The organism is Streptomyces sp. NPDC017936, assembly GCF_044328485.1.
Lineage (GTDB): Bacteria > Actinomycetota > Actinomycetes > Streptomycetales > Streptomycetaceae > Streptomyces.
The window spans coordinates 101,563-123,535 of sequence record NZ_JBIRHK010000016.1 but is presented as its reverse complement, the minus strand read 5'-3'; the positions used below and the strand labels follow the sequence as shown (position 1 = coordinate 123,535).

Annotated in this window: 18 protein-coding genes; 10 read left to right on the top strand and 8 right to left on the bottom strand. The window is 74.4% G+C overall.

The genetic code is table 11. The features are described from left to right. Positions 1-139 precede the first annotated feature (139 nt). Complete coding sequence (locus ACH4F6_RS29595; RefSeq protein ID WP_397963443.1) at positions 140-1,504, bottom strand: aspartate aminotransferase family protein; 1,365 nt, start codon at positions 1,502-1,504, stop codon at positions 140-142. Between the two features lie 19 nt (positions 1,505-1,523). After that, positions 1,524-2,039, bottom strand: coding sequence for an Lrp/AsnC family transcriptional regulator (locus ACH4F6_RS29590; RefSeq protein WP_397963442.1), 516 nt, complete (start codon positions 2,037-2,039; stop codon positions 1,524-1,526). Positions 2,040-2,205: 166 nt separating this feature from the next. Here ACH4F6_RS29590 and ACH4F6_RS29585 point away from each other — a divergent pair, with 166 nt between their 5' ends. Further along, positions 2,206-3,645 (top strand): gamma-aminobutyraldehyde dehydrogenase, encoded by a 1,440-nt coding sequence (locus ACH4F6_RS29585; protein ID WP_397963441.1) that lies wholly within the window; start codon positions 2,206-2,208, stop codon positions 3,643-3,645. Between the two features lie 99 nt (positions 3,646-3,744). Here the strand turns inward: ACH4F6_RS29585 and ACH4F6_RS29580 are convergent, their stop codons facing one another. After that, a complete protein-coding gene (locus ACH4F6_RS29580) occupies positions 3,745-4,692 on the bottom strand; it encodes a 5'-nucleotidase (protein WP_397963440.1) in 948 nt (315 codons plus the stop codon). A 176-nt stretch (positions 4,693-4,868) separates the two neighbouring features. On the opposite strand from ACH4F6_RS29580, the gene ACH4F6_RS29575 reads away from it, so the two are divergent. The 7 genes from ACH4F6_RS29575 (at position 4,869) to ACH4F6_RS29545 (ending at position 9,542) form a co-directional block, all read left to right on the top strand. Next, positions 4,869-5,270, top strand: a complete 402-nt coding sequence (locus ACH4F6_RS29575; protein ID WP_397963515.1) for a sortase-dependent protein — start codon at positions 4,869-4,871, stop codon at positions 5,268-5,270. Continuing rightward, positions 5,267-5,923, top strand: a complete 657-nt coding sequence (locus tag ACH4F6_RS29570; protein WP_397963439.1) for a class F sortase — start codon at positions 5,267-5,269, stop codon at positions 5,921-5,923. Before ACH4F6_RS29575 ends, ACH4F6_RS29570 begins: the two co-directional genes overlap by 4 nt. Next, positions 5,920-6,411 carry an RNA polymerase sigma factor gene (locus tag ACH4F6_RS29565; protein ID WP_397963438.1) on the top strand — a complete coding sequence of 164 codons (492 nt, stop codon included), beginning with the start codon at positions 5,920-5,922 and terminating at the stop codon, positions 6,409-6,411. Before ACH4F6_RS29570 ends, ACH4F6_RS29565 begins: the two co-directional genes overlap by 4 nt. After that, entirely contained in the window at positions 6,395-6,925 is a 531-nt protein-coding gene (locus tag ACH4F6_RS29560; RefSeq protein ID WP_397963437.1) for a hypothetical protein, read from the top strand. The genes ACH4F6_RS29565 and ACH4F6_RS29560 overlap by 17 nt, the downstream gene beginning before the upstream one ends. 74 nt (positions 6,926-6,999) lie before the next feature. Then, positions 7,000-7,968, top strand: a complete 969-nt coding sequence (locus ACH4F6_RS29555; protein ID WP_397963436.1) for a hypothetical protein — start codon at positions 7,000-7,002, stop codon at positions 7,966-7,968. A gap of 25 nt (positions 7,969-7,993) precedes the next feature. After that, positions 7,994-8,656, top strand: coding sequence for a hypothetical protein (locus ACH4F6_RS29550; RefSeq protein WP_397963435.1), 663 nt, complete (start codon positions 7,994-7,996; stop codon positions 8,654-8,656). Further along, positions 8,628-9,542: an inositol monophosphatase family protein gene (locus ACH4F6_RS29545; RefSeq protein ID WP_397963434.1), complete on the top strand. Its 915-nt coding sequence runs from the start codon at positions 8,628-8,630 to the stop codon at positions 9,540-9,542. The genes ACH4F6_RS29550 and ACH4F6_RS29545 overlap by 29 nt, the downstream gene beginning before the upstream one ends. An 80-nt stretch (positions 9,543-9,622) precedes the next feature. Here the strand turns inward: ACH4F6_RS29545 and ACH4F6_RS29540 are convergent, their stop codons facing one another. Continuing rightward, entirely contained in the window at positions 9,623-11,017 is a 1,395-nt protein-coding gene (locus ACH4F6_RS29540) for an SLC13 family permease (protein ID WP_397963433.1), read from the bottom strand. Positions 11,018-11,153: 136 nt separating this feature from the next. On the opposite strand from ACH4F6_RS29540, the gene ACH4F6_RS29535 reads away from it, so the two are divergent. Further along, positions 11,154-16,967, top strand: a complete 5,814-nt coding sequence (locus tag ACH4F6_RS29535) for a TIR domain-containing protein (protein ID WP_397963432.1) — start codon at positions 11,154-11,156, stop codon at positions 16,965-16,967. Positions 16,968-17,019: 52 nt separating this feature from the next. On the opposite strand, the gene ACH4F6_RS29530 is transcribed toward ACH4F6_RS29535, so the two are convergent. Continuing rightward, complete coding sequence (locus ACH4F6_RS29530; RefSeq protein WP_397963431.1) at positions 17,020-18,000, bottom strand: hypothetical protein; 981 nt, start codon at positions 17,998-18,000, stop codon at positions 17,020-17,022. A 135-nt stretch (positions 18,001-18,135) separates the two neighbouring features. On the opposite strand from ACH4F6_RS29530, the gene ACH4F6_RS29525 reads away from it, so the two are divergent. Continuing rightward, entirely contained in the window at positions 18,136-18,660 is a 525-nt protein-coding gene (locus ACH4F6_RS29525) for a hypothetical protein (RefSeq protein WP_397963430.1), read from the top strand. On the opposite strand, the gene ACH4F6_RS29520 is transcribed toward ACH4F6_RS29525, so the two are convergent. From ACH4F6_RS29520 to ACH4F6_RS29510, 3 genes are all read right to left on the bottom strand, one after another. Then, entirely contained in the window at positions 18,653-19,831 is a 1,179-nt protein-coding gene (locus ACH4F6_RS29520) for a serine hydrolase domain-containing protein (protein WP_397963429.1), read from the bottom strand. The genes ACH4F6_RS29525 and ACH4F6_RS29520 overlap by 8 nt on opposite strands. 210 nt (positions 19,832-20,041) lie before the next feature. Further along, positions 20,042-20,737: a glycerophosphodiester phosphodiesterase gene (locus tag ACH4F6_RS29515; protein WP_397963428.1), complete on the bottom strand. Its 696-nt coding sequence runs from the start codon at positions 20,735-20,737 to the stop codon at positions 20,042-20,044. A gap of 4 nt (positions 20,738-20,741) precedes the next feature. Next, positions 20,742-21,827, bottom strand: coding sequence for an adenosine deaminase (locus tag ACH4F6_RS29510; RefSeq protein ID WP_397963427.1), 1,086 nt, complete (start codon positions 21,825-21,827; stop codon positions 20,742-20,744). Between the last annotated feature and the right edge of the window lie 146 nt (positions 21,828-21,973).

Here is a 21,973-nt window from a genome sequence, read left to right as displayed (position 1 = left end):
ACGAAGGCAGGGCCGGTCGGTCACTGGCACGCTAGGCAGCTCATGCCGGGCATCCGGACAGCACACGGCCCCGGGCCGCCGTTTCTCACTCGAACGGACGGCACCGGGGCCGGTGTTGATCGTCTGATCAGGCTGACGGTCAGAGCTTCGTCCACGCCTCCGTCAGCGTCGCGCGCAGGATCTGCTCGATCTCGTCGAACGTCCCCTGGTCGGAGATCAGCGGCGGGGCGAGCTGGACGACCGGGTCGCCGCGGTCGTCGGCACGGCAGTACAGGCCGTTCTCGAAGAGGGCCTTGGACAGGAAGCCGTACAGGACGCGCTCGGTCTCGTCGGCGTCGAAGGACTCCTTGGTCGCCTTGTCCTTGACCAGCTCGATGCCGTAGAAGAAGCCGTTGCCGCGGACGTCGCCGACGATCGGCAGGTCGTGCAGCTTCTGGAGGGTGGAGAGGAAGGCGCCCTCGTTGTCCAGGACGTGCTGGGTGAGGTTCTCGCGCTCGAACAGGTCGAGGTTGGCCAGGCCCACGGCCGCGGAGACCGGGTGGCCGCCGAAGGTGTAGCCGTGCAGGAAGGTGTTGTCGCCCTTGTAGAACGGCTCGGCGATCCGGTCGGAGACGATGCACGCGCCGATCGGGGAGTAGCCCGAGGTCATGCCCTTGGCGCAGGTGATCATGTCCGGGACGTAGCCGAACTTGTCGCAGGCGAACATCGTGCCCAGACGGCCGAAGGCGCAGATGACCTCGTCCGACACGAGCAGCACGTCGTACCGGTCGCAGATCTCGCGCACCCGCTGGAAGTAGCCGGGCGGGGGCGGGAAGCAGCCGCCGGCGTTCTGCACGGGCTCCAGGAAGACCGCCGCGACGGTGTCCGGGCCCTCGAAGAGGATCTGCTGCTCGATCTGGTCGGCGGCCCAGCGGCCGAAGGCCTCGGGGTCGTCGCCGAAGATCGGGGCGCGGTAGATGTTGGTGTTCGGGACCTTGTGCGCGCCCGGCACCAGCGGCTCGAAGGGGGCCTTCAGGGCCGGCAGGCCGGTGATGGACAGGGCGCCCTGCGGGGTGCCGTGGTAGGCGACCGCGCGGGATATGACCTTGTGCTTGGTGGGCTTGCCGGTCAGCTTGAAGTACTGCTTGGCGAGCTTCCAGGCGGTCTCGACCGCCTCACCGCCGCCGGTGGTGAAGAAGACCTTGTTCAGGTCGCCCGGGGCGTAGTCGGCCAGGCGCTCGGCCAGCTCGACGGCCTTGGGGTGGGCGTAGGACCAGACCGGGAAGAACGCCAGTTCCTGGGCCTGCTTGAACGCGGTCTCCGCGAGTTCCGTGCGACCGTGACCGGCCTGGACCACGAACAGGCCGGCGAGACCGTCGAGGTAGCGCTTGCCCTTGTCGTCGTAGATGTACGTGCCCTCGCCCCGGACGATGGTGGGGACCGGGGAGTTCTCGTACGAGGACATGCGGGTGAAGTGCATCCACAGGTGGTCGTACGCGGTGCGGCTGAGGTCCTTGGTGCTCACGTTTATCGGGTCCTCACGGTTATCGGGTTCCCCACATGTAGGTCTGCTTCTTCAGCTTCAGGTAGACGAAGCTCTCGGTGGAGCGCACGCCGGGCAGGGCACGGATGCGTGTGTTGATGACGCCCAACAGGTGGTCGTCGTCCTCGCAGACGATCTCGGCGAGGATGTCGAACGAGCCCGCGGTCATCACCACGTACTCGACCTCCGCCATGTCGGTCAGCGCGTCGGCGATGGCCTCGACGTCGCCCTCGGCGTGGATGCCGACCATCGCCTGCCGGCGGAAGCCCACGGTGAGCGGGTCCGTGACGGCGACGATCTGCATCACGCCCTGGTCGAGCAGCTTCTGGACGCGCTGGCGCACGGCCGCCTCGGACAGGCCGACGGCCTTGCCGATCGCGGCGTACGGCCGGCGGCCGTCCTCCTGGAGCTGCTCGATGATGGCGAGGCTCACGGCATCCAGGTGAGGGGTGCCGTTCTTGGACTCGCGGGAGTCCCGGTGCTCTGCGCTTCGACTGGCCACGAGCTCACTCTGCACGACGTCTCGACAGTTCCGCAAGGCTGAGGCGATGAAATTCGTTGTTTACGCGACTGAGACGTGCGGATTTCGCAGCCCTGGTGGGATCAGGGGTGTTGAAAACGTCGGGATAGCGATTAGTGTGGGTGTCTCAGTGATTGGGACACCCGAACTTGGAGGGCCGGCAGTGAGCACCGAGCTGCGTCGTCTGCGCAACTACATCGACGGTGAGTTCCGGGACGCCGCCGACGGACGGACCACCGAGGTGGTGAACCCCGCGACGGGCGAGGCGTACGCGACCGCGCCGCTGTCCGGGCAGGCGGACGTGGACGCCGCGATGGCCGCCGCCGCGGCGGCCTTCCCGGGCTGGCGGGACACGACCCCCGCCGAGCGCCAGAAGGCCCTGCTGAAGATCGCGGACGCCTTCGAGGAGCGCGCCGAGGAACTCATCGCGGCCGAGGTGGAGAACACCGGCAAGCCGGTCGGGCTGACCCGCTCCGAGGAGATCCCGCCGATGGTCGACCAGATCCGCTTCTTCGCGGGCGCGGCGCGGATGCTGGAAGGCCGGTCGGCCGGCGAGTACATGGACGGGATGACGTCGATCGTCCGCCGTGAGCCGGTCGGCGTCTGCGCGCAGGTCGCGCCGTGGAACTACCCGATGATGATGGCCGTGTGGAAGTTCGCCCCGGCGATCGCCGCGGGCAACACGGTCGTGCTGAAGCCGTCGGACACCACCCCGGCCTCCACGGTCCTGATCGCCGACATCGTCGGCTCCATCCTCCCCAAGGGCGTCTTCAACGTCGTCACCGGCGACCGCGACACCGGCCGCCTGATGGTCGAGCACCCGACCCCCGCCATGGCGTCCATCACCGGTTCCGTGCGCGCCGGCATGTCCGTCGCGGAGTCCGCGTCCAGGGACCTCAAGCGCGTCCACCTGGAGCTGGGCGGCAAGGCCCCGGTCGTCGTCTTCGAGGACACCGACATCGCCAAGGCCGTCGAGGACATCTCGGTCGCCGGCTTCTTCAACGCCGGCCAGGACTGCACGGCCGCCACCCGCGTCCTCGTGCAGGAGTCGATCCACGACGAGTTCGTCGCGGCGCTCGCCAAGGCCGCGTCCGAGACGAAGACCGGGCAGCCGGACGACGAGGACGTGCTGTACGGCCCGCTGAACAACCCCAACCAGCTGAAGCAGGTCTCCGGCTTCATCGAACGCCTCCCCGCCCACGCCAAGGTCGAGGCGGGCGGCCACCAGGTCGGCGACAAGGGCTACTTCTACGCCCCGACCGTCGTCTCCGGCCTGAAGCAGGACGACGAGATCATCCAGAAGGAGGTCTTCGGCCCGGTCATCACCGTGCAGTCCTTCTCCGACGAGGCGCAGGCGGTGGAGTGGGCCAACGGCGTCGAGTACGCCCTCGCCTCCTCGGTGTGGACCAAGGACCACGGCCGCGCGATGCGCATGTCCAAGAAGCTCGACTTCGGCTGCGTGTGGATCAACACCCACATCCCGCTGGTCGCCGAGATGCCGCACGGCGGCTTCAAGAAGTCCGGCTACGGCAAGGACCTGTCGGCGTACGGCTTCGACGACTACACCCGGATCAAGCACGTGATGACGTCCCTGGACGCGTGACGGCTCCGCCCGGCGGACCCCGTGCCTCCCCGCGCCCGTCGGCGCGGGGAGGCACGGGCCGCTCCGGGGCCGTGACCGCGGACCGTCCGCGCCCGTCGGCTACGGACCGCCGGGCGCCTCCTCGTTGACGACCCCGAACGGGATGTGGACGCTCGGCGTCGTCCGCGAGGTGCCCTCGAGGTGGCTCTCCTGGTCGTCGAAGAAGATGTGCGGCTTCAGCACGTCCATGACCGTGCTCTTGTCGACACCGCCGAGGAAGAAGGCGTCGTCGACGGTCACGCCCCAGTTGTTCAGGCTCCGCACGGCCCGCTCGTGCGCGGGCGCGTTGCGGGCCGTGACGATGGAGACGCGCACGCGGATCGCGTAGTCCGCGTCCTGGCCGCGCCGTTCCCGCTCCCGGCGCTGCAGGGTGTTGATCTCGCCCAGGAAGTCCCGCAGCGGGCCCGCGTCGTGGGGCGTGGCGACGTTCAGGGCCTCGTGGGCGCGGAAGCTCTCCAGGCCGTCCCGCTGGAACACCCGCTCCGACTCGTCACCGGCGAGGACGCCGTCGAAGTCGAAGGCGATCCGCAGCTCCCGGTCGTCGGGGTCGTCGGCCACGGCGGAACCGAGCACCCGGCCCGCCGGCAGCCCCGAGGCGACGGCCTCCCGGACGTCGTTCTCGTCCGCCGACAGGAACAGGGACATGCGCAGGGCGCGCATGAACCGGTACGGCGCCCGGCCCTGCATGAAGACGGCGCGGCTGATGGGCAGTCCGTGCGCCGTGACGGACCGCATGACCCGCAGCCCCGTGTCGGGGTCGTTGCGCGAGAGGATGATCACCTCGACCAGCGGGTCGCCCTCGGGGGCCAGGTCGTTCAGGGACAGGACGCGGCGGATGAAGGGGAAGGCGACCCCGGGGCGCAGCGTGTCGTCCAGGTGCTCGCGCTGGTGGACGCGGTAACTCTCCTCGCCCTCCCTCCGGAAGACCGCGTCGGACTCCGCCAGGTCGAACAGGGCACTGGAGGCCAGGCCGATGACCAGCCGGTTCTCGAGACGGTACGGCGGCACGACGGCTCCCCTCCGGCGCCACCGCGGGACGGCGGCGCCCGCGCGGGCCGGCCGTGACCCCGGTCGCACCCTTTGCCTTCCCTTTACAACCCGCCCCCGCTCCGCCTCGTCTCTCCGCTCGATCCGTCACGCACCCGCGACGGAGGAGAGACGAAGGAGAGCGGTTGATGCGACTCATGCGGTTTCTACCCCGAACGGGCCCCGGCATCCTGGCCGTCGCCGGCGCCGCCGTGATGCTGGGCGCGGCGCCCGCGTCCGCCGACGGAACGGCTCCCACGCCCGTCCCGGCCGAGAGCACCGCACCGGCCACGGACGCGACCACCGCACCGGCTCCGGCGCCCACCGAGGCGCCGGCCACGGACGCCACCCCCGCACCGGTCCCGGCGCCCACCGAGGCGCCGGGGTCCGTCCCGGACCAGGTGAGCGCCGTCCCGAGGGGGGCGGCCGACACCGGCGCGGTCGCGGAGCCGGGGCGGAACTCCGGCGGGCTGGTCGCCGGGGGCGCCGCCGCCGCGGTGTTCGCGGCGGGCGGCGCCGGGGTCTACGTCGTGCGGCGCCGGAGGGCGACCGGCGCATGAGCCCGCTCTCCAGGCGCGCCCTGGTCGCCGCGGCCCTGACGGCTCCGCTCGCGGGCTGCGGCGGCGGCCGACCGGCCGGGCGGGACGCGGCCGCGCCGGTCCCGGCACGGTCCACCGCACCGGCCGCCACGGTCCCCGGGAGCCCGGCGCCCGCCGACGGCGGACCGGCCGCCGGTACGGGGAGCTCCGTCCCCGTCCGGCTGGAGATCCCGGCCATCGGCGTCGACACCCCCGTCATGCGGCTCGGGCTCGCCCGGGACGGCAGCGTGGAGGTCCCGCCGATCACCGCGGACGACCGGGCCGGCTGGTACCGGTACTCGCCGGTGCCGGGGCGGACCGGCCCGTCCGTGATCCTCGGGCACGTCACGGTGGGCCGGTACGGGGACGGCGTCTTCCGCCGCCTCGGCCGGCTGCGCCGGGGCGACCGGATCGTCGCGCGCCTGGAGAACGGCACGGCGGCGGCCTTCGCCGTCACCGGCGTCCGCACCGTCGCCAAGGCCGACTTCCCGACGGAGGCCGTCTACGGGAACGTGGACCGGCCGGAGATGCGGCTCATCACGTGCGGAGGGCCCCGCAGCGGGGACGCCTACCGCGACAACGTGATCGTGTTCGCCGCGTCGGTGCCGGCGGCGAACTCCCCGGGAGCACGGTGAAACGATCCCGCGAGCGGGCGGCGGCCGAACTGTTCGCCGCCCTCTACCCGCGTCTCGCCGGCTGGTGCCGCCGCCTGGTCGACGACGACGGCACGGCGCACGAGATCGCCTCCGAGGCGTTCACCCGGCTGTGGGCCCGCTGGACGGCCGTGGCCGAACCCCAGGGCTTCCTCTACGTCACCGCCGCCAACCTGGTCCGCGACCACTGGCGCAAGCTGGAGCGCGAACGCAACGCCGTGCGCCGGGCCACCGCCGAGGCCGCCGTCACCCCGCCCGCCGAGACCGCCGACCCCTCGGTCCGTCTGCTCGTGCAGTCGCTGCCGGAACGGCTGCGGGTGCCGATCCTGCTGCACTACTACGCTGACATGCCGATCCGGGAGGTGTCCGTGCTGACCGGGCGCAAGGAAGGGACCGTCAAGGCCGACCTGCACGCGGCCCGCGAACTGCTCCGTGCCCATCTGGGGAGAAGCCTTGATCACACCCGTTGACGACTCCGACGACTTCGACGGCTTCGACGAAGGCCCCGACCGCGACGCCGACGACCCCCTCACGGTCCTCCTGCGGCCCCCGGCCGGCGGTCTCGGACCGCCTCCCGGCCGGTTCGAGGAGATCCGCCGCCGCGCGGTCCGCCGCCGGGCCCTGCGCACCGCCGCCGGCGCCGGCGTGGCCTGCGCGGTCGCCGTCGCCGCCTTCGCCCTGCTGCCGGCCCGCCCGACGGCGCCCGGGCCGCCCGCCTCCCCGGCGGTCCCCCTCGCCCCGCCGGCGCCGGCCGGCGCCACGCCCACCCCGCCGGCGTCCCCGGCCCCGGTCACCCCGGGCCCTGCCGAGGGGACCCGGTCCCCGGCCACCGACAGCCCCACCGGCACCGCGGCGATCCCCACCGCCACCACCGCCCCGGACCGGGCTCCGGCGGCGGACACGCCGTCCTCGACGCCGAGTGCGCCCCCGGCCGCGCCGACCGAGGCGCCCCCCGCCCCCTCACCGTCGGATACGCGCCGCTGAGGCCGGGACGCGCCCCGTAGCCGAAGGCCGGTCGCTGCTCCTACCCTGGAAGCCGCCGTCGGGGGGAGGGTGGAGTGACGCGCACCGCACCGCAACAGCCGTCCGGGCGCCGCCTGGAGGACACGATCGCCTGGGCGGTCAGGAACGCGGACGGCGTCGTCGCCATCGGGGTCGCGCTGGTCGTCGGACTGATGGACATCCTGGACAAGGACTTCGACGACAACATCGTCACCGGTTCGATCCTGCTGGTCCTCGCCGCGCTGGTGTACGGCTCGCTGACGGAGCGCCGGCGGCGGCTGGCCGACATCCGCCACGCGACCGAGGGCACCGGCCGGGCGATCGAGGACCTGGCCATGGTGCGCACGCTGGCCGGACCGGAGGTGGCCCTCGCCCACGAGCAGGCCCGGCGCACCACCTCCCGCTGGGTGTTCAAGGGCGGCACCGGCACCTACCTGCGGGCCGTCACCCTGCCGGAGTGCGTGCGGGAGGCCCGGCGGCAGCGGCGCTCCCTCAGCATGAAGATCGACATCGTCAATCCGGCCGACGACCGGGTCTGCGCCGCGTACGCCCGCTTCCGGCGCACCTTCGGACACCGGCAGGAGGGCGGCGCGTTCACGGAGTGGACCACCGAACGCACCCGCAAGGAGTCCTACGCCACCGTGGTGGCCGCCGCCTGGCACCGGCAGCGGCTGGACACGCTGGAGATCGACGTGCACCTGTCGCCGGTGGCGCCGACCCTGCGCTTCGACCTCTCCGACAGCCGCCTGATCATCACCCAGGACGACCCGCGCCGCGTCAGCCTCTGCGTGGAGCGGGGCCGGCCGCTGTACGACTACTACGTCACCGAGTTGCACCAGAGCCGCGAGCAGGCGGTGAAGCTCGATCTGCGGGAGGCCGTGCCGCTGAGCGACGAGCCGACCGTCGACGAGGTCCGACGCCTCCTCGACCGGCTCTCACTGCCCGTGCCGACGAGCTACACCGACCGGGACGTCGGCGACATCATCGACAAGGCGCTGCGGGCGGAGGATCCCTACCGCAGGTAGCCGTGTCCGGCCGAGGGGGGAAGCGATGGACTACCCGGCCCTGGAGCGGGCCGCCCGGCGGGGGGCCGCCGGCGAGGTGATGCGGCAGGCCGCATCGGAGCTGGAGCAGGTCGTCACGGGACGCCGGGCGCTGCGCGCGGTGCGGCATCCCCTGGGGTTCGTCTGCCTGCCCGTCCTGCGGGACGGCGCGGAGGGCGTGTGCGTGCACCTCTTCGGGCCGGCCGACCCCGTCCTGACGGGACATCAGGTGCACTCCCACAGCTGGGACCTGACCAGCACCGTGCTGTACGGGCGCCTGGGCAACCGGCGCATGGGCGTCCACGAGGACGCCGGGCACCCCACCCACCGGGTGTTCGAGGTGCGCAGCGATCCCTCGGGCGTGGACGAACTGCGGCCCACCGAGCGGCTGGTGCGCTGTCTGCCGGGCGCCGAGCAGACCAGCGCGCGCGGCCAGACCTACGACCTCCCGGCGGGCGAGTTCCACACCACCGTGGTGCCGGACGGCCGTCCGGCCGCCACCCTGGTGCTGGGGCGGACACTGCCCGGCCGGGCGGACCTCTCCCTGGGGCCGGTACGGGCCCCGGGCCGCCGAGTGGTCCGCAGGACGTGCGACGCGGCCCAGACCGTCCGGATCGCCCGGGCCGCCCTCAGGAGGATCCATGAGCCCGAACCCGACCCGCCCCTCTGATCCCGCGGCCCGCTTCACCTCCGAGTGCCGCACGGCGGTGGCCGCCGCCGAGGAGGCCGGGGCGCTGCTGCGGTCCCGCTTCCCGGACGGGGTCGCCGCCCGCCCCAAGGGCGCCCTCGGCGACGTCGTCACCGACCTGGACCTGCTGGCCGAGCGGATCGTGGTGGACCGGATCCGCGCGAGCTTCCCGCACGACCGGATCCTCGCCGAGGAGTCCGGGGAACTGGGCGGCGACGGCGGCGGCCGCACCTGGCTGGTGGACCCCCTCGACGGCAGCAACAACGTGGTCATCGGCCTGCCCGTCTACGTCGTGGGCGTCGCCCTGTGCGTCGACGGCGCGCCGGTGACGGGCGCGGTGCACGAACCGGTGAGCGGGCGGACCTGGTCGGCGCGGCTCGGCGGCGGCGCGTACGGGCCGGGCGGGCGGCTCACGGCGCCCGCCGCCGTCCGCCCGCCGTCCCCCGCCGGGCCGGTGCTGGCCTGGACCCAGGGGCACGCGGTGCGCCGCGACGACCCCGCCGTCCGGGCCCTGCGGCACACCCTGGAACTCGGCTCCCGGCGGCTGCTCCAGCTGTGGGCGCCGCTGCTGGCCTGGGCCATGCTGGCCCGCGGCGACATCGACGGCTTCGTCGGCTACCGCGCCGAGGCGATCGACCTGCCGGCCGGGGCGCTGCTGGCCCGCGAGGCCGGGGTGGCCGTCCGGCACCTGGACGGGCGGGAGTTCGCCGGGGGTTTCACGGGGCCGGACACGGAGCGGTCGTTCGTCGCGGGACGGCCGGAGGTGCTGCCGTACCTGCTGGAACTGGCGGCGGGAGCCGGGGCGGGGGACGGCACGGGGCGCCCGGGGGCCGCCGCGTCACGGGTCCCGCCCGGGTCCGGGGCGTAGGGCCCGTCGTCCGGATCAGGCCGCGGGAAAGCGGCGGTACCGGCCGGTGCGGGGAACGGGGGCCGTCACCGCGCCGCTCGTCATCCGGTCAGCGCCAGCGTCCCCACCGACGCCGTCACCGCCGCCACCGCCAGCACCGCGCCGGTCCCCATCAGCCGGGCCACCGGCACCCGCACCCCGTGGGCGTGGCAGCGCTCGTACCACAGCAGCGTCGCCAGGGAGGCCCACGGCGTGATCACCGGTCCCGCGTTGGTGCCGACGAGCAGGGCGAGCAGCTGGTCGTGGTTGCCGACGGGGACGGCCGCCTCGCCGGCCAGGTACACCGGCAGGTTGTTCAGGACGTTCGAGAGGCCGCCGCCGACCGCCGCCGCGCGGAACATGCCCACCGGGCCGTCGTCGTGGCCGACCGCGGAGGCCAGCAGGCCGTGCAGGCCGTTGGCGTCGACCGTCTCGACCACGAGGAACATGCCGGGGACCATGACGAGCAGCCGCCAGGGGACGAGGGACACCCGCAGCGCGGAGCGGTCGCGCAGGGCGAAGGCGGTCACGACGACGGCCGCGGCCGTGGCGGACGCCATCCACAGCTCGACGTCCGCGACCAGGATCGCCAGCAGGAACCCGCCGCAGGCCAGGGCGCACACCCGGAACAGCACCGGGTCGACGGGCCGGTGCGGACCGGGGGGCACGTACCGGCCGGCGTCCCTCGCCCGCGCGCCGTCCCTCGCCCGCGCGTCGTCCCTCGCCCGCGCGCCGTCCCTCGCCCGCGCGTCGTCCCCCGTCCGTGCGTCGTCCCCCGTCCGTGCGTCGTCCCCCGCCCGCACGTCCGCCCGCACGTCCTGCGCGCGCGCCGCTCCGGGGCCGCCGCCGGGCCTGTCCGCGGGCCGTCCGGCCGGCTGCGCGGCGCCCCGCCTCCCACGGCGCCAGTAGAAGCCCCACAGGCACGCCATGGTCACCGCGACCGCCGCCAGCTGCGGTGCCCACATGCGGCCCGCCAGGCCCAGCGGGGAGAGGTCCACCCGGTCCGCCGCCAGCAGGTTCGTCAGGTTGGAGACCGGCAGCAGCAGGCTCGCCGTGTTGGCCAGCCAGACCGTCGTCATCGCCAGCGGGACGGCCGCGATGCCGACGCGGGAGGCGAGCGCGAGCATCACCGGGGTCAGGAGGACCGCCGTGGTGTCCAGGTTGAGGGCGATCGTCGTGACCGAGGCGAAGGCCACGCAGAGCAGGAACAGCAGGGGGTAGCTGCCCCGGCCGGCGCGGGCCACGCGCGCGGCCACCACGTCGAACACCTCCGCCCTGCTGGTGAGCTCGGCCAGCACGATCACCGTGCCGAGGAACGCCAGCAGCGGGGCGATCCGCGTCATCGCGTCGGCGGCCTGCCCGGAGGGCAGCAGTCCCGTGCCCCAGCACACCAGTCCGATCGCGAGGAGGCCGATCGCCACCCGGTCCAGAACATGCAGACGCAGTAGGCCACTCACGGAGGGAAGGGTCGCACATCTGTGCCCCACTGTGACCGGGGCCTGTTTCCCGACAGTTTCGCCACCGGAGCCCTCCGGCCGGGATCCGGGCCGTGAAACCGGTGCGTATCGGTGCTCGCTCATCCATCATGCATACATGGGGGACCGTCAGATGACCGGCGGCGTCGCCGGACCGCTGGATTTCTTCGTCAGCTACTCGCCCGCGGACGAACGCTGGGCGTCGTGGATCGCGTGGACCCTGGAGGAGGCCGGCTACCGCACGGTCCTCCAGGCGTGGGACTTCGTGCCCGGCACCAACTTCGTCGACTTCATGGACCGGGGCGTGAGCGAGTCGGCCGCCGTCATCGCCGTCCTCTCGCGCAACTACGAGCGGTCCCGTTACGGCCGTATGGAGTGGCAGGCGGCCCTGCGCGCCGACCCGGACGCCCCCGAGCGCCGGCTGATCACCGTGCGGGTGGAGGACATCCCGGTGGAGGGCCTGCTCGCCACCATCACCTACGTCGACCTGGTCCCCGTCACCGACCCCGCGGCCGCCCGCGACCTGTTGCTGACCCGGGTCCGCCAGGCCCTCGACGGCCGCGCGCGCCCCAGCCTGCGGCCCGCCTACCCGGGCGGGAACGGCCCGGCGGTCCCGCCCGCCCCGGCGCCGCCCGCCGCGCCGGCGTCCGGGCGGCCGCTCGGGCGGCCCGGCTGGGCCGGACGGCGCAGACCCGCGGCGCCACCGGCGTACCCGCCGGCGACCGCGGGAACACGAGGGCGCGAGGCGGTCACCGTGCTCCATCTGGCCGGGCCCGCCTTCGGGCGGGGACAGGAACCGGCCGAGCTGCAGGCGGCGATCTGGGGCGACCTCGTCGAACTGACCGACGCCGGCGCCCCCGCCCCCGACCTGCTGGTCGTCACCGGAGACCTCACCGCCTCCGGCAGCCCCCGCGAGTTCGACCAGGCGCTCGCCTTCCTCACCGGCCTGCGCGCGCTCCTCGGCCTCGAACCGCACCGGGTCGCGCTCGTCCCCGGCGGCCGGGACGTCAACCAGGCCGCCTGCCGGGCCTACTTCAGCACCTGCGAGGCCGACGAGATGCCTCCCCGGCCGCCGTACTGGCCCAAGTGGCGGCACTTCGCCCGGCTCTTCCAGGAGCTCTACCAGGGCCTCGACGCCGTCTTCGACAGCGACCAGCCGTGGACCCTGTTCCCGGTGCCCGAACTGCACACCGTGGTCGCCGGGCTGAACTCCTCGATGGCCTACAGCCACCGGCTCGACGACCAGTACGGCCAGGTCGGACCCGAGCAGGCCGCCTGGTTCGCCCAGGCGCTGCGGCCGTACGAGGACGAGGGGTGGCTGCGGATCGGGGCGCTGCGGCATCCCCCCGGAGCGGCGCGGGGCGCCGCGTCCGACGGGAGCGGGCCGCTGCGCGACACCGACGTCCTCGCCCGTCTCACCGCGCCCCGGCTGCACCTGCTCCTGCACGGCCCCGCGGGCCCCGCCGCCGTCCCCGGCCTGGACACCGCCTCCGGCGAGCTGCCGCTGCTCGGCGCCGCCGGGCCCGGCCGGCACCGGCTGCTGCGCGTCGGCGGCGACGGGCTCGCGGTCTGGGACGGCCCCGGGGCGCCGCAACGGCGGCCGGCACGGTGGCGGCGGGCCCACCGCGCCTTCGGCCCCGGCCCGGACGGGCCGCCGCGGACCGACGAGCCGGCCGCGGCCCCGGACACCCCGGCGGACCCCGAGCCGCGCGCCGTCCAGTCCCCGGCCGAGGTGCTGCTGGCCCGCGTCGCCGAGGTCTGCCGCACCCGGCACGAGGGCGCCCAGATCAGGCCGGTGGCCGGACCGGTGCCGCAACTGCTCGTCACCTGGGAGCAGTCGGGCTTCGTCCGCCAGCAGCGCGTCGCCGTGCATACCGGCACCCCCGGCGCCGAGGAGATCGACCGGGTCGTGGCCCTCGTGCACGCGGCCGACTCCGAGACCGAGGCCGAACTCGTCCACGACGGCCCGCCGCCCGCCCGCGAACTGCGCGACGCGGCCCGCCGCCGGGGCGTGCGGGTGCGCAGCTTCACCGAGTTCCAGGGCCTGCTCGACCTGCGCGGATACGTCGCCGCCCAGAGCGAGCGGCTGCGCACCGACCCCCGCTACCCCCCGGACATGTACCTGCCGCAGCGGTACCGGGAGGTGGAGCGGCTCGGCTCGGAGGACCGCGACGACCTGGTCGACGCCATGCTCCGTCTCCTCGACTCCGACCAGGGCCGCTTCCTGCTGCTGCTCGGCGACTTCGGACACGGCAAGACCTTCGCGCTGCGCGAGCTGGCCCGCCGCATCCCGGCCGAACTGCCCCACCTGGTCCCGCTGCTGGTGGAGCTGAACGCCCTGGACCGGGCCTACTCCTTCGAGGGACTGGTCGCCGCCCACCTCGCCGCCCACGGCGTCGACACCATCGACCTGCGCGCCTTCCGCTACATGCTCCAGCAGGGGCGGATCGTGCTGCTCTTCGACGGCTTCGACGAACTCGTCACCCAGGTGACCTACGACCGCGCCGCCGAACGCCTCCAGGTGCTCCTGGACTCCGCGGTCGACAACGCCAAGATCGTCGTCAGCAGCCGCACCCAGCACTTCCGCTCCCAGGGCCAGGTGCTGACCGCCCTCGGCGAACGCGTCGGCCTGCTCCCGCACCGCAGGGTGCTGGCCGTCCAGGAGTTCACCCCGCGGCAGATCCACGCCTACCTGGTCAACCGCTACGACGGCGACACACGCGCCGCCGACCGCCGGGTCCGCCTCCTCGGCAACATCCCCGACCTGCTCGCCCTGTGCCGCAACCCCCGGCTCCTCGGCTTCGTCGCCGACCTCGACGACGACCAGCTGCGCGCCGTCGCCGGCGCCGGACGCGCCCTCAGCCCGGCCGGCCTCTACGAGGAGGTCCTCACCGCCTGGCTGGCCTTCGAGGCGCAGCGGGCCGGCGGCGGCCCCGGCCGGGCCCCCGGGCTGGGCCCGGACCAGCTGTGGAGCGCCGTCACCGCGCTCGCCCTCAGGCTGTGGGAGAGCGGCCAGGACTCGCTGCGCCTCGACGAGCTCACCGACGTCGCCGAGACCCTCACCGGGCTCGCCGACAGCCGGCTGTCGGTGCCGCAGGCCGCGCACGCGGTCGGCTCCGGGAGCCTGCTGGTGCGCAGCGACGACGGCGTGTTCCGGTTCATCCACGGCTCGGTGGTGGAGTGGCTCGTCGCCCGCGCCTGCGCCCTGCGGCTGGCCGCCGGGGACAGCGCGCTGCTGGGCCGGCGCCAGCTCAGCCGGCTCGCCGTGGAGTTCCTGTGCGACCTCGCCGACCACCGCCTCTGCCAGGAGTGGGCCGAGCGCGCGCTGGGCGAGGACGGCGCCGACGGCGAGGAGACCGCCCGGGCCAACGCGGTGAGGATCCTCTCCCGGCTGCGCGTGCCCGCCCACACCGACCTGCGGGGCGCCGCCCTCGCCGGGGAGGACCTGTCGTACCGCGACTTCTCCGGCGTCGACCTGACCCGCGCCGACCTCACCGACGCGCGGCTGGTCGGCGCCAACCTCTCCGGGGCCGTGCTGCGCGACGCCCGGCTGACCGGCGCCCGGCTCGACGGCGCCGACCTGACCGGTGCGGACCTGCGCGGGGCCGACCTGCGGCGGGCCCGGCTGATCCGCACGGACCTGACCGGGGCCCGCGTCGAGGGCGGGAGGTGGCGGCGGGCGGCGCTCGTCGCGGCGACCACCGGCCCGGACCTGTCCGGCAGCCCCGAGCTGGCGCAGGCCGCCCTCGCCCCGGGCATGGCCGTCGACGCCGGCTTCCGGCCCTCCGCGGTCGGCGTGCCGTACGGCTTCGACATGCGCACCAGCCGGCTGCCCGAACCCATCTCCTACAGCCCGGACGGCGAACTCCTCGCCGTGGGCAGCGAGGACGGCGGGGTGCTGGTCTGCGACGCCGTCACCGGCACCGCCCTGCGCACCCTGGAGGGCCACACCGACCGCGTCTACGCCGTCACGTTCCGGGAGCGGGTGCTGGCGACCGGCAGCGCCGACGGGACGGTCCGGCTGTGGGACCCCGTCTCCGGCGCGTGCCGGCACCGGCTGGAGATCCATCCCGCGGGCGTCTGGCCGGTCGCCCTGGACGCCGAGGGGTCGCTGCTGGCGACCGGGGACGCCGACGGCGTGGTCACCCTGTGGGACACGGCCACCGGCGAGCCCCTGCACCGGCTGCCCGGCCACTCGGCGCCCGTCTACACAGTGGCGTTCGGACCGGGGAACGCCGTGCTGGTCACCGGCGACGCCTCCGCCGCCGTACGCCTGTGGGACCCGGCCGGCGGACGGCTGCTCGGGGAGCTGCCGGGACACCGGGGCGCGGTGTTCCGGGCCCGGTTCGCTCCGGACGGCGCCCTGCTCGCCACCGGGGACATGGGCGCGGGGAGGTCCGGCACGGTCCGGGTGTGGGACGTGGCCGGGCGGCGGCTGCTGCACACCTTCACCGGTCACCGGGGACGCGTCTACACGCTGGACTTCCATCCGGGCGGCCGGTTCCTGGTGAGCGGCGACACCGAGGGCGAGGTGCGGCTGTGGGACCTGGCCGCCGGGACCGGCGCCGGGCTGCTCGGCGGCTGCCGGGGCGCGGTCTACCAGGTGCTGTTCGATCCCGACGGGACGCTGCTCGCCGCCGGGGACAGCCAGGGCGTCGTCCGGCTGTGGCGGGTGGCGCCGGACGCCGACCCGGTGACCGTCCCGCTCACCCGGCAGCCGGCGGAGCACCGCGGCTCGGTCTGGGTGTGCACGTTCCGCCCGCACGGCGACGCGCCCGCCCCGGAGGCCGGCTCGCTGCTGGTCACCGGCGCCAACGACGGCGTCGTACGGCTCTGGGACCCGGCCACGGGCCAGGGGCGGCGCATCCTGCGCGGCCACGGGCGGCGGATCGGCACGCTCTCCTTCAGCGCCGACGGCTCGATGCTCGCGGCCGGCGGCAACGACGGGGTCGTCCGGCTGTGGCACACCGTCTCCGGGCGGCGGCTGCGGGAGCTGACCGGACAGAGCGACCGCCTGGTCTCGGCGGTGTTCAGCCCCGCCGACGCCACCCTGCTGGCCACCGCGAGCAGCGACGGCGACCTGTACCTGTGGAACGCGGAGACCGGCGAGTACCAGCGCGAGATGGACGTCGAGACGGACCACGTCTGGGCCGAGGCGTTCAGCGCCGACGGCGACCTGGTGGCCACCGCCAACGACGACGACACGGTACGGCTGTGGTACCGGGCCACCGGCGCCCACGTCGTCACCGTCACCGAGCACTTCGGCCGGGTCCGCTCCATCGCCTTCCGGCCCGACGGGGCGGTCCTGGCCACCGGCTGCGACGACCGCAAGGTGCGGATCTGGGACCTGGCCGCCCGCCGGATCACCGCCGTCCTCGACGGGCACGCCGACCGGGTGTACGCCGTCACGTTCGCGCCCGACGGGTCCTGGCTGGCCAGCGCCTCCTGGGACGGGCAGGCGGTGGTCTGGCGGGACGGCGCGGTCGCGCACCGGCTGACCGGGCACACCGGCAAGCTGTGGACGGCCGCCGCGCATCCGCTGCGGCCCCTGCTGGCGACCGCCGGCGACGACCGGACCGTGCGCCTGTGGGACCCGCGCACCGGCCGCGAGGAGGCCGTGCTGACCGGCCACACCGGCCGGGTGCTGGCGGTCGCCTTCAGCCCCGACGGCTCGCTGCTGGCCAGTGGGTCCGAGGACGGCGCCGTACGGCTGTGGACGGTGTCCGAAGGCGCCCCGGTCGCCCTGCGCGCCACCCTCGTCGGACTGCCGGGCGGCTGGGCGGCGCTGTCGCCGTCCGGCGGCTACAAGTTCGAGGGCGATGTGACGGGCGAGTTCTGGCACGCGGTCGGCATGTGCCGGTTCGAACCGGGGGAGCTGGACGGGCACCTGCCGGGGGTGCGGCACGTGCCCGCGGAGGAGCCGCTGGAGTGACGCGCCCGGGGTGACGGGCGCGGGACCGGGACGGGAACGGCGGGCGCGCGCGTCAGTGGCCGTGGGAGGGTCCCCCGCCGGTGCCGGACGGGTGTGCGGAGGGCGGCGCGGCCGGGGCGCCGGAGCCGGTCCGGACGGTGAACGCCGCCGTGCGGACCGTCCCGGCGACCTTGAAGTCCAGGAACAGCCGGTAGGTTCCGGCGCTGGGCGCGGTGGCCGAGAAGGACACCCCGGGGCCGGAGGTGGCCTCGCCCTCGGCCTCCTCGTGCGGGTGGACGTGCAGGTAGGCGAGGTCGCCGGAGCGCAGGGCCACGAGGTGGCCGTAGGCGCCGAGATGGGGCTGGAGGCCGGTGACCGGCCGTCCGGCGCGGCGGACGGTGAAGGTCAGGTCGCTCTCGCCGCCGGCCCTCAGCGCACCCGCGAGGGTCACGGTGTAGCCGTCGACGGTGGTGGTGGCCGCGGGCGCGGGCGGCCGGGCCGCCCGGTAGGGACCGGTGACGGTCAGGTCGGAGCCGAGGGTGAGCCCCTGTGCCCGCCCGGCCGGGACGAAGTCCGCGAAGACGCGGTAACCGCCGGCGGCGGGCAGGTCGGCCGTGGTGCTCCAGGTGCCGTCCGCGGCCCGGGCGGGGTGCAGATGGCGGTACGTCGTCAGCTCGCGCGAGGCGAGGATCAGGTGCAGTTGCTTGCCGTGGGCGGTCTCGTAGCGGGTCACCGGACGCCCGCCGGCGTCGCGGACGACGAAGCGGAGGGTGGCTTTCCGGCCGGCCGGGACGGCGGTGGTCTCCAGGTCCAGGGTGTAGCCGTCCTGGGAGACCTGGAGGCCGGCCGGGACCAGGTCGCCGGGCGGCGGTGACGCCGGGTCCTCGGCGGCGTGGTCCTCGGAGGCCGTGCCGGATGCCGCGTGGGAGGCCGCGTGCGGGGCGGGCTCCGTCTCCGGGGCGAGCGGGCCGAGCAGGCCGCCGACGCCGTACGCGGCGCCGAAGGTCGCGGTGAGGGCCGCGGCGAACGCGCCGATCTTCTGGAGGGGGTTCATGACGGACTCCTGCTCTGGATACCACCGGGGGGTATGTGCGAGAGCAGCGTATACCCCCCTCGGGTATACCGGAAGCAGGAAGAAGGAGGCGGCAAGTTTTTTGAACATGTTCAATCAGCGGCGTAGGCTGCCCCCATGAGCGACAGAGCCGCCCTTCTGAAGGGCATCCGTGCCTGGCTGGTCTTCTTCGTCGTCTGCCTGGTGCTCAGCGGCGCCACGGCCTTCCCCCTGGTGCACGAACTGCGCTGGACCGAGGAGCTGTTGCGCTCCCTGTCCGTGCCGGACCACCTGCCCGCCCTGACGGACTGGATCGAGCGGGTGCGGGACGGGCTGGACGCCGTCGACGCCGACTACCCCTTCGTCCTCTACGGCACCGACTGGCTGGCCTTCGCCCACCTCGTCATCGCCGTCGCCTTCTACGGCCCCTACCGCGACCCCGTCCGCAACGTCTGGGTCGTCGAGTTCGGCATGATCGCCTGCGCCGGGATCGTCCCGCTCGCCCTCGTCTGCGGTCCGATCCGGGGCATTCCCCTCTGGTGGAGCGTGCTCGACATGTCGTTCGGGGTGTTCGGGGTGATCCCGCTCCACGTCGTGCGCCGGAAGATCAAACGACTGGAGGCGCTCGTCACCCCGGACACCGTCGCGGTGGCCGCTACTTGAGGGCGGCCATGGCGATCCGCTCGGCCACCGGGTTCATGCCCTCGCCCTTGGCGTCCGTGGAGTTGACGGAGTGGACGAGGGTGCGGCTCAGGTCGCGGGTCCCGGCGATCAGCGTGTGGTAGCCGTACCGGCCGCCCGACTTGAGCCAGTACACCTTGCCCGCGTACGCGAACCGCTGGAGCCCCGCGCTGTAGGTGGCGCCCTCGACGCGGGCCGGAACCGTGAACATCTCCCGCAGTTGGGGCTGCGGGACGATCCGGCCCCGGAACAGCGACGTGAGCAGCCGCTCCAGGTCCGCGGTCGTGGAGATCATGTCCCCGGCCGCGAACCGGTCCGCCTGGTTCCACTCCGTGACGTCGACGAACTCCGTCGTCCCGTCGGCCTTCTCCACGGCCTGGTAGCCGCGGTTGTGCGGGCCGAGGATCCGCGGATCGGCGCCGGGGAAGTACGTGTCGCGCATGCCGGCGGGCGCCAGCACCAGTTCGGTGGCGGCGGAGGCGTACGTCCGCCCGGTCACCTCCTCGATCAGCAGGCCCAGGATGGTGTAGTTGATGTTCAGGTAGTGCTGCTCGCGGCCGGGGCGGAACTCCGGCCCCTTCGCCGCCGCCGACGCCACCACCTCCTGGGGCGTGAGCGTGTCGTAGCGGTGGGCGTAGACCTCCTCGAAGGTCGTCCCGAGGCCGTCGCCCGCCGGGATGCCGCTGGTGTGGTTCAGCAACTGCCGTACGGTGACCGGCTGGAAGTCCGGGCCGAGCAGCCCGGGCAGGTAGCGCTGCACCGGCCGGTTCAGGTCGACCCGGTCCTGCGCCGCGAGTTTCAGCACGGCCGCCGCCGTGACCACCTTCGTGGTCGAGCCCGCCCGGAAGCGGGCGTCCGGGTCGGCCGGGCGTCCGCTCGCCAGGTCGTGCACGCCCGCGCTGCCGTGCCAGCTGCCGGCGCTGCCGCCCACCCGCACCAGGGCCGCGGTGGCGTCCTCGTCCGGGAGGCCGTCGAGCGCGGCGCGCAGGGCCCGGGCGTCCGGGCCGCTGCCGGCGGGGACGTGGGCGGGGGCGGAGCCGGCCGGCGTGGACGAGGCGAACGCGGGGGCGGCGAGCGGGCCCGCCCCGAGGGCGAGGACGAGGGCGGCGGCCAGGGCGGTGGTGCGGACGGCGGTGCGGCGGCGAGCGCGCATGAGGAAGGCTCCCGGGGAACGTCGGACGGCTGGTCGTGATCATCCTCGGACGGTTCCCGCCGTCCCGGATCGTCGCCGAGGAGGGCCGCCGGCCCTGGAGCGACCCTGAGCAACCACGCGTCCGTCTCGGGGAGTTGTCAGGGACTCCCCCCCATCCCTTCCCTCCCCCCGGTGGGGTCGGGGAGGCCGTCCGCCGGTACGTCCCGTACGTCAGCCGACGGAGCGGGCGTCGCGCAGCGCGCACAGGACGTCGACGCGGTTGGTGGTGATCGAGTCGACCCCCGCGTCCAGCAGGCGGCGCATGGAGCGCCGGGTGTCGGGGGTCCACACCGACAGCAGGCAGCCGTCGCGGTGCACCCGGGCGGCCAGCTCGCGGTCCACCAGGGAGAAGCGGTAGTTGAGCCAGCGGGGCCGCACCGCCGCCAGCAGCGCGGGGCGCACGGGCGCCAGGCTCGTCCACGTCAGGGCGATCTCGGCCGCCGGGTCGGCGGCGCGCACGGCCAGCATGGCGGTGGCGTCCGCGCAGTAGTACACGCGGTCCGCCGCCCCCGCCTCCCGTACGACGTCCACGACCCGGCGCGCCGTCCGCACGTCCCGGGTGCCGGGCAGGTCCACCATCATCCTGCTGCCCTCGGTCGCCGCCAGCGCCTCCTGGAGCGTCGGCACCCCGCCTCCGGTCAGCCCGCGCACCTCGGCGGCCGACAGGGACAGCAGCGGCCGGTCCCGCTCCCACAGCCGCTTCAGCGTGTCGTCGTGGAGCAGCACGGGCACGCCGTCCCTGGTGAGGCGTACGTCGGTCTCGACGGCGTCCGCACCCAGGGCGAGTGCGGCGCGCAGCGAGGCGAGGGTGTTCTCGCGGAAACGGTAGGGGTCGCCGCGGTGGGCCACGGCGGTCACGGTCTGCATGGGGTCATTCTGGTCGGTCGGCGAGCCGTGCCGCCGTGTAGGCGTCGATCTCGGACCTGATCCGGGCCTTGGCCGGTTCGTCGAGGAAGGACGCCTCCACCGCGTTCTTCGCCAGGTCGGCCACGCCCCGCTCGTCCAGGTCGAGGAGCCGTGCCGCGACGGCGTACTCGGTGTTGAGGTCGGTCCCGAACATCGGCGGGTCGTCGGAGTTGACGGTGACCAGGACGCCGGCCTTGACGAACTCCTTGACGGGGTGCTCGTCGAGGGTGCGGACCGCGCGCGTGGCGATGTTGGAGGTCGGGCACACCTCCAGCGCGATGCGGTGCTCGGCGAGGTGGGCGAGGAGCCTGTCGTCCCGGGCGGAGCTCGTGCCGTGTCCGATGCGTTCCGCGCGCAGGTGGGTGAGCGCGTCCCAGACGGTCTCCGGGCCGGTCGTCTCACCGGCGTGCGGCACCGAGTGCAGGCCCGCGGCGATCGCCCGGTCGAAGTACGGCTTGAACTGCGGGCGCGGCACGCCGATCTCCGGTCCGCCGAGACCGAAGGAGACCAGGCCCTCGGGACGCAGCCGGTCGTCGGTGGCCAGACGGGTCGTCACCTCGGCGGATTCCAGGCCGGCCTCGCCGGGGATGTCGAAGCACCAGCGCAGGACCGTGCCGAACTCCGCCTCGGCCGCCTTGCGGGCGTCCTCGATCGCGTCCATGAAGGCGCGTTCGTCGATGCCCCGGCGGACGGAGGAGAAGGGGGTGATCGTGAGCTCGGCGTACCGGACCTGCTGGCGGGCCAGGTCGCGGGCCACCTCGTAGGTGAGCAGCCGGACGTCCTCCGGGGTGCGGATGAGGTCCACGACGGACAGGTACACCTCGATGAAGTGCGCGAAGTCCGTGAAGGTGAAGTAGTCGACGAGCGCCTCGGGGTCGGTGGGCACCCTGGAGTCGGGGTGGCGCGCGGCCAGCTCGGAGACGATCCGCGGGGAGGCGGAGCCGACGTGGTGGACGTGCAGTTCGGCCTTCGGCAGGTCGGCGATGAAGGCGTGCAGGCGGTGGGTCAAGGGGGCCTCCCCGTGATCGGCTGATCGGTGGGTCGTGGCCATGGTAGGCGGGCGGGGGCGGTGCCGGGGGCGGAGGCCGGTGACGGCCGCCGGCGGGAGGGGGCGTGCGCCGGCCGGGCGCCGACGCCGGCGGCGCCCGGCCCCCGGGTGAGGCGGACCCGGCCCACCGCGCCTGAGTCCGGGCCTTA

What these genes read in the sequence shown, in the direction of transcription:
- ACH4F6_RS29575 (WP_397963515.1), top strand. Translation starts at nt 4,869, where the DNA reads ATGCGGTTTCTACCCCGAACGGGCCCCGGCATCCTGGCCGTCGCCGGC.
- ACH4F6_RS29570 (WP_397963439.1), top strand. Translation starts at nt 5,267, where the DNA reads ATGAGCCCGCTCTCCAGGCGCGCCCTGGTCGCCGCGGCCCTGACGGCT.
- ACH4F6_RS29550 (WP_397963435.1), top strand. Translation starts at nt 7,994, where the DNA reads ATGGACTACCCGGCCCTGGAGCGGGCCGCCCGGCGGGGGGCCGCCGGC.
- ACH4F6_RS29545 (WP_397963434.1), top strand. Translation starts at nt 8,628, where the DNA reads ATGAGCCCGAACCCGACCCGCCCCTCTGATCCCGCGGCCCGCTTCACC.
- ACH4F6_RS29535 (WP_397963432.1), top strand. Translation starts at nt 11,154, where the DNA reads ATGGGGGACCGTCAGATGACCGGCGGCGTCGCCGGACCGCTGGATTTC.
- ACH4F6_RS29530 (WP_397963431.1), bottom strand. Translation starts at nt 18,000, where the DNA reads ATGAACCCCCTCCAGAAGATCGGCGCGTTCGCCGCGGCCCTCACCGCG.
- ACH4F6_RS29525 (WP_397963430.1), top strand. Translation starts at nt 18,136, where the DNA reads ATGAGCGACAGAGCCGCCCTTCTGAAGGGCATCCGTGCCTGGCTGGTC.
- ACH4F6_RS29520 (WP_397963429.1), bottom strand. Translation starts at nt 19,831, where the DNA reads ATGCGCGCTCGCCGCCGCACCGCCGTCCGCACCACCGCCCTGGCCGCC.
- ACH4F6_RS29515 (WP_397963428.1), bottom strand. Translation starts at nt 20,737, where the DNA reads ATGCAGACCGTGACCGCCGTGGCCCACCGCGGCGACCCCTACCGTTTC.
- ACH4F6_RS29510 (WP_397963427.1), bottom strand. Translation starts at nt 21,827, where the DNA reads ATGGCCACGACCCACCGATCAGCCGATCACGGGGAGGCCCCCTTGACC.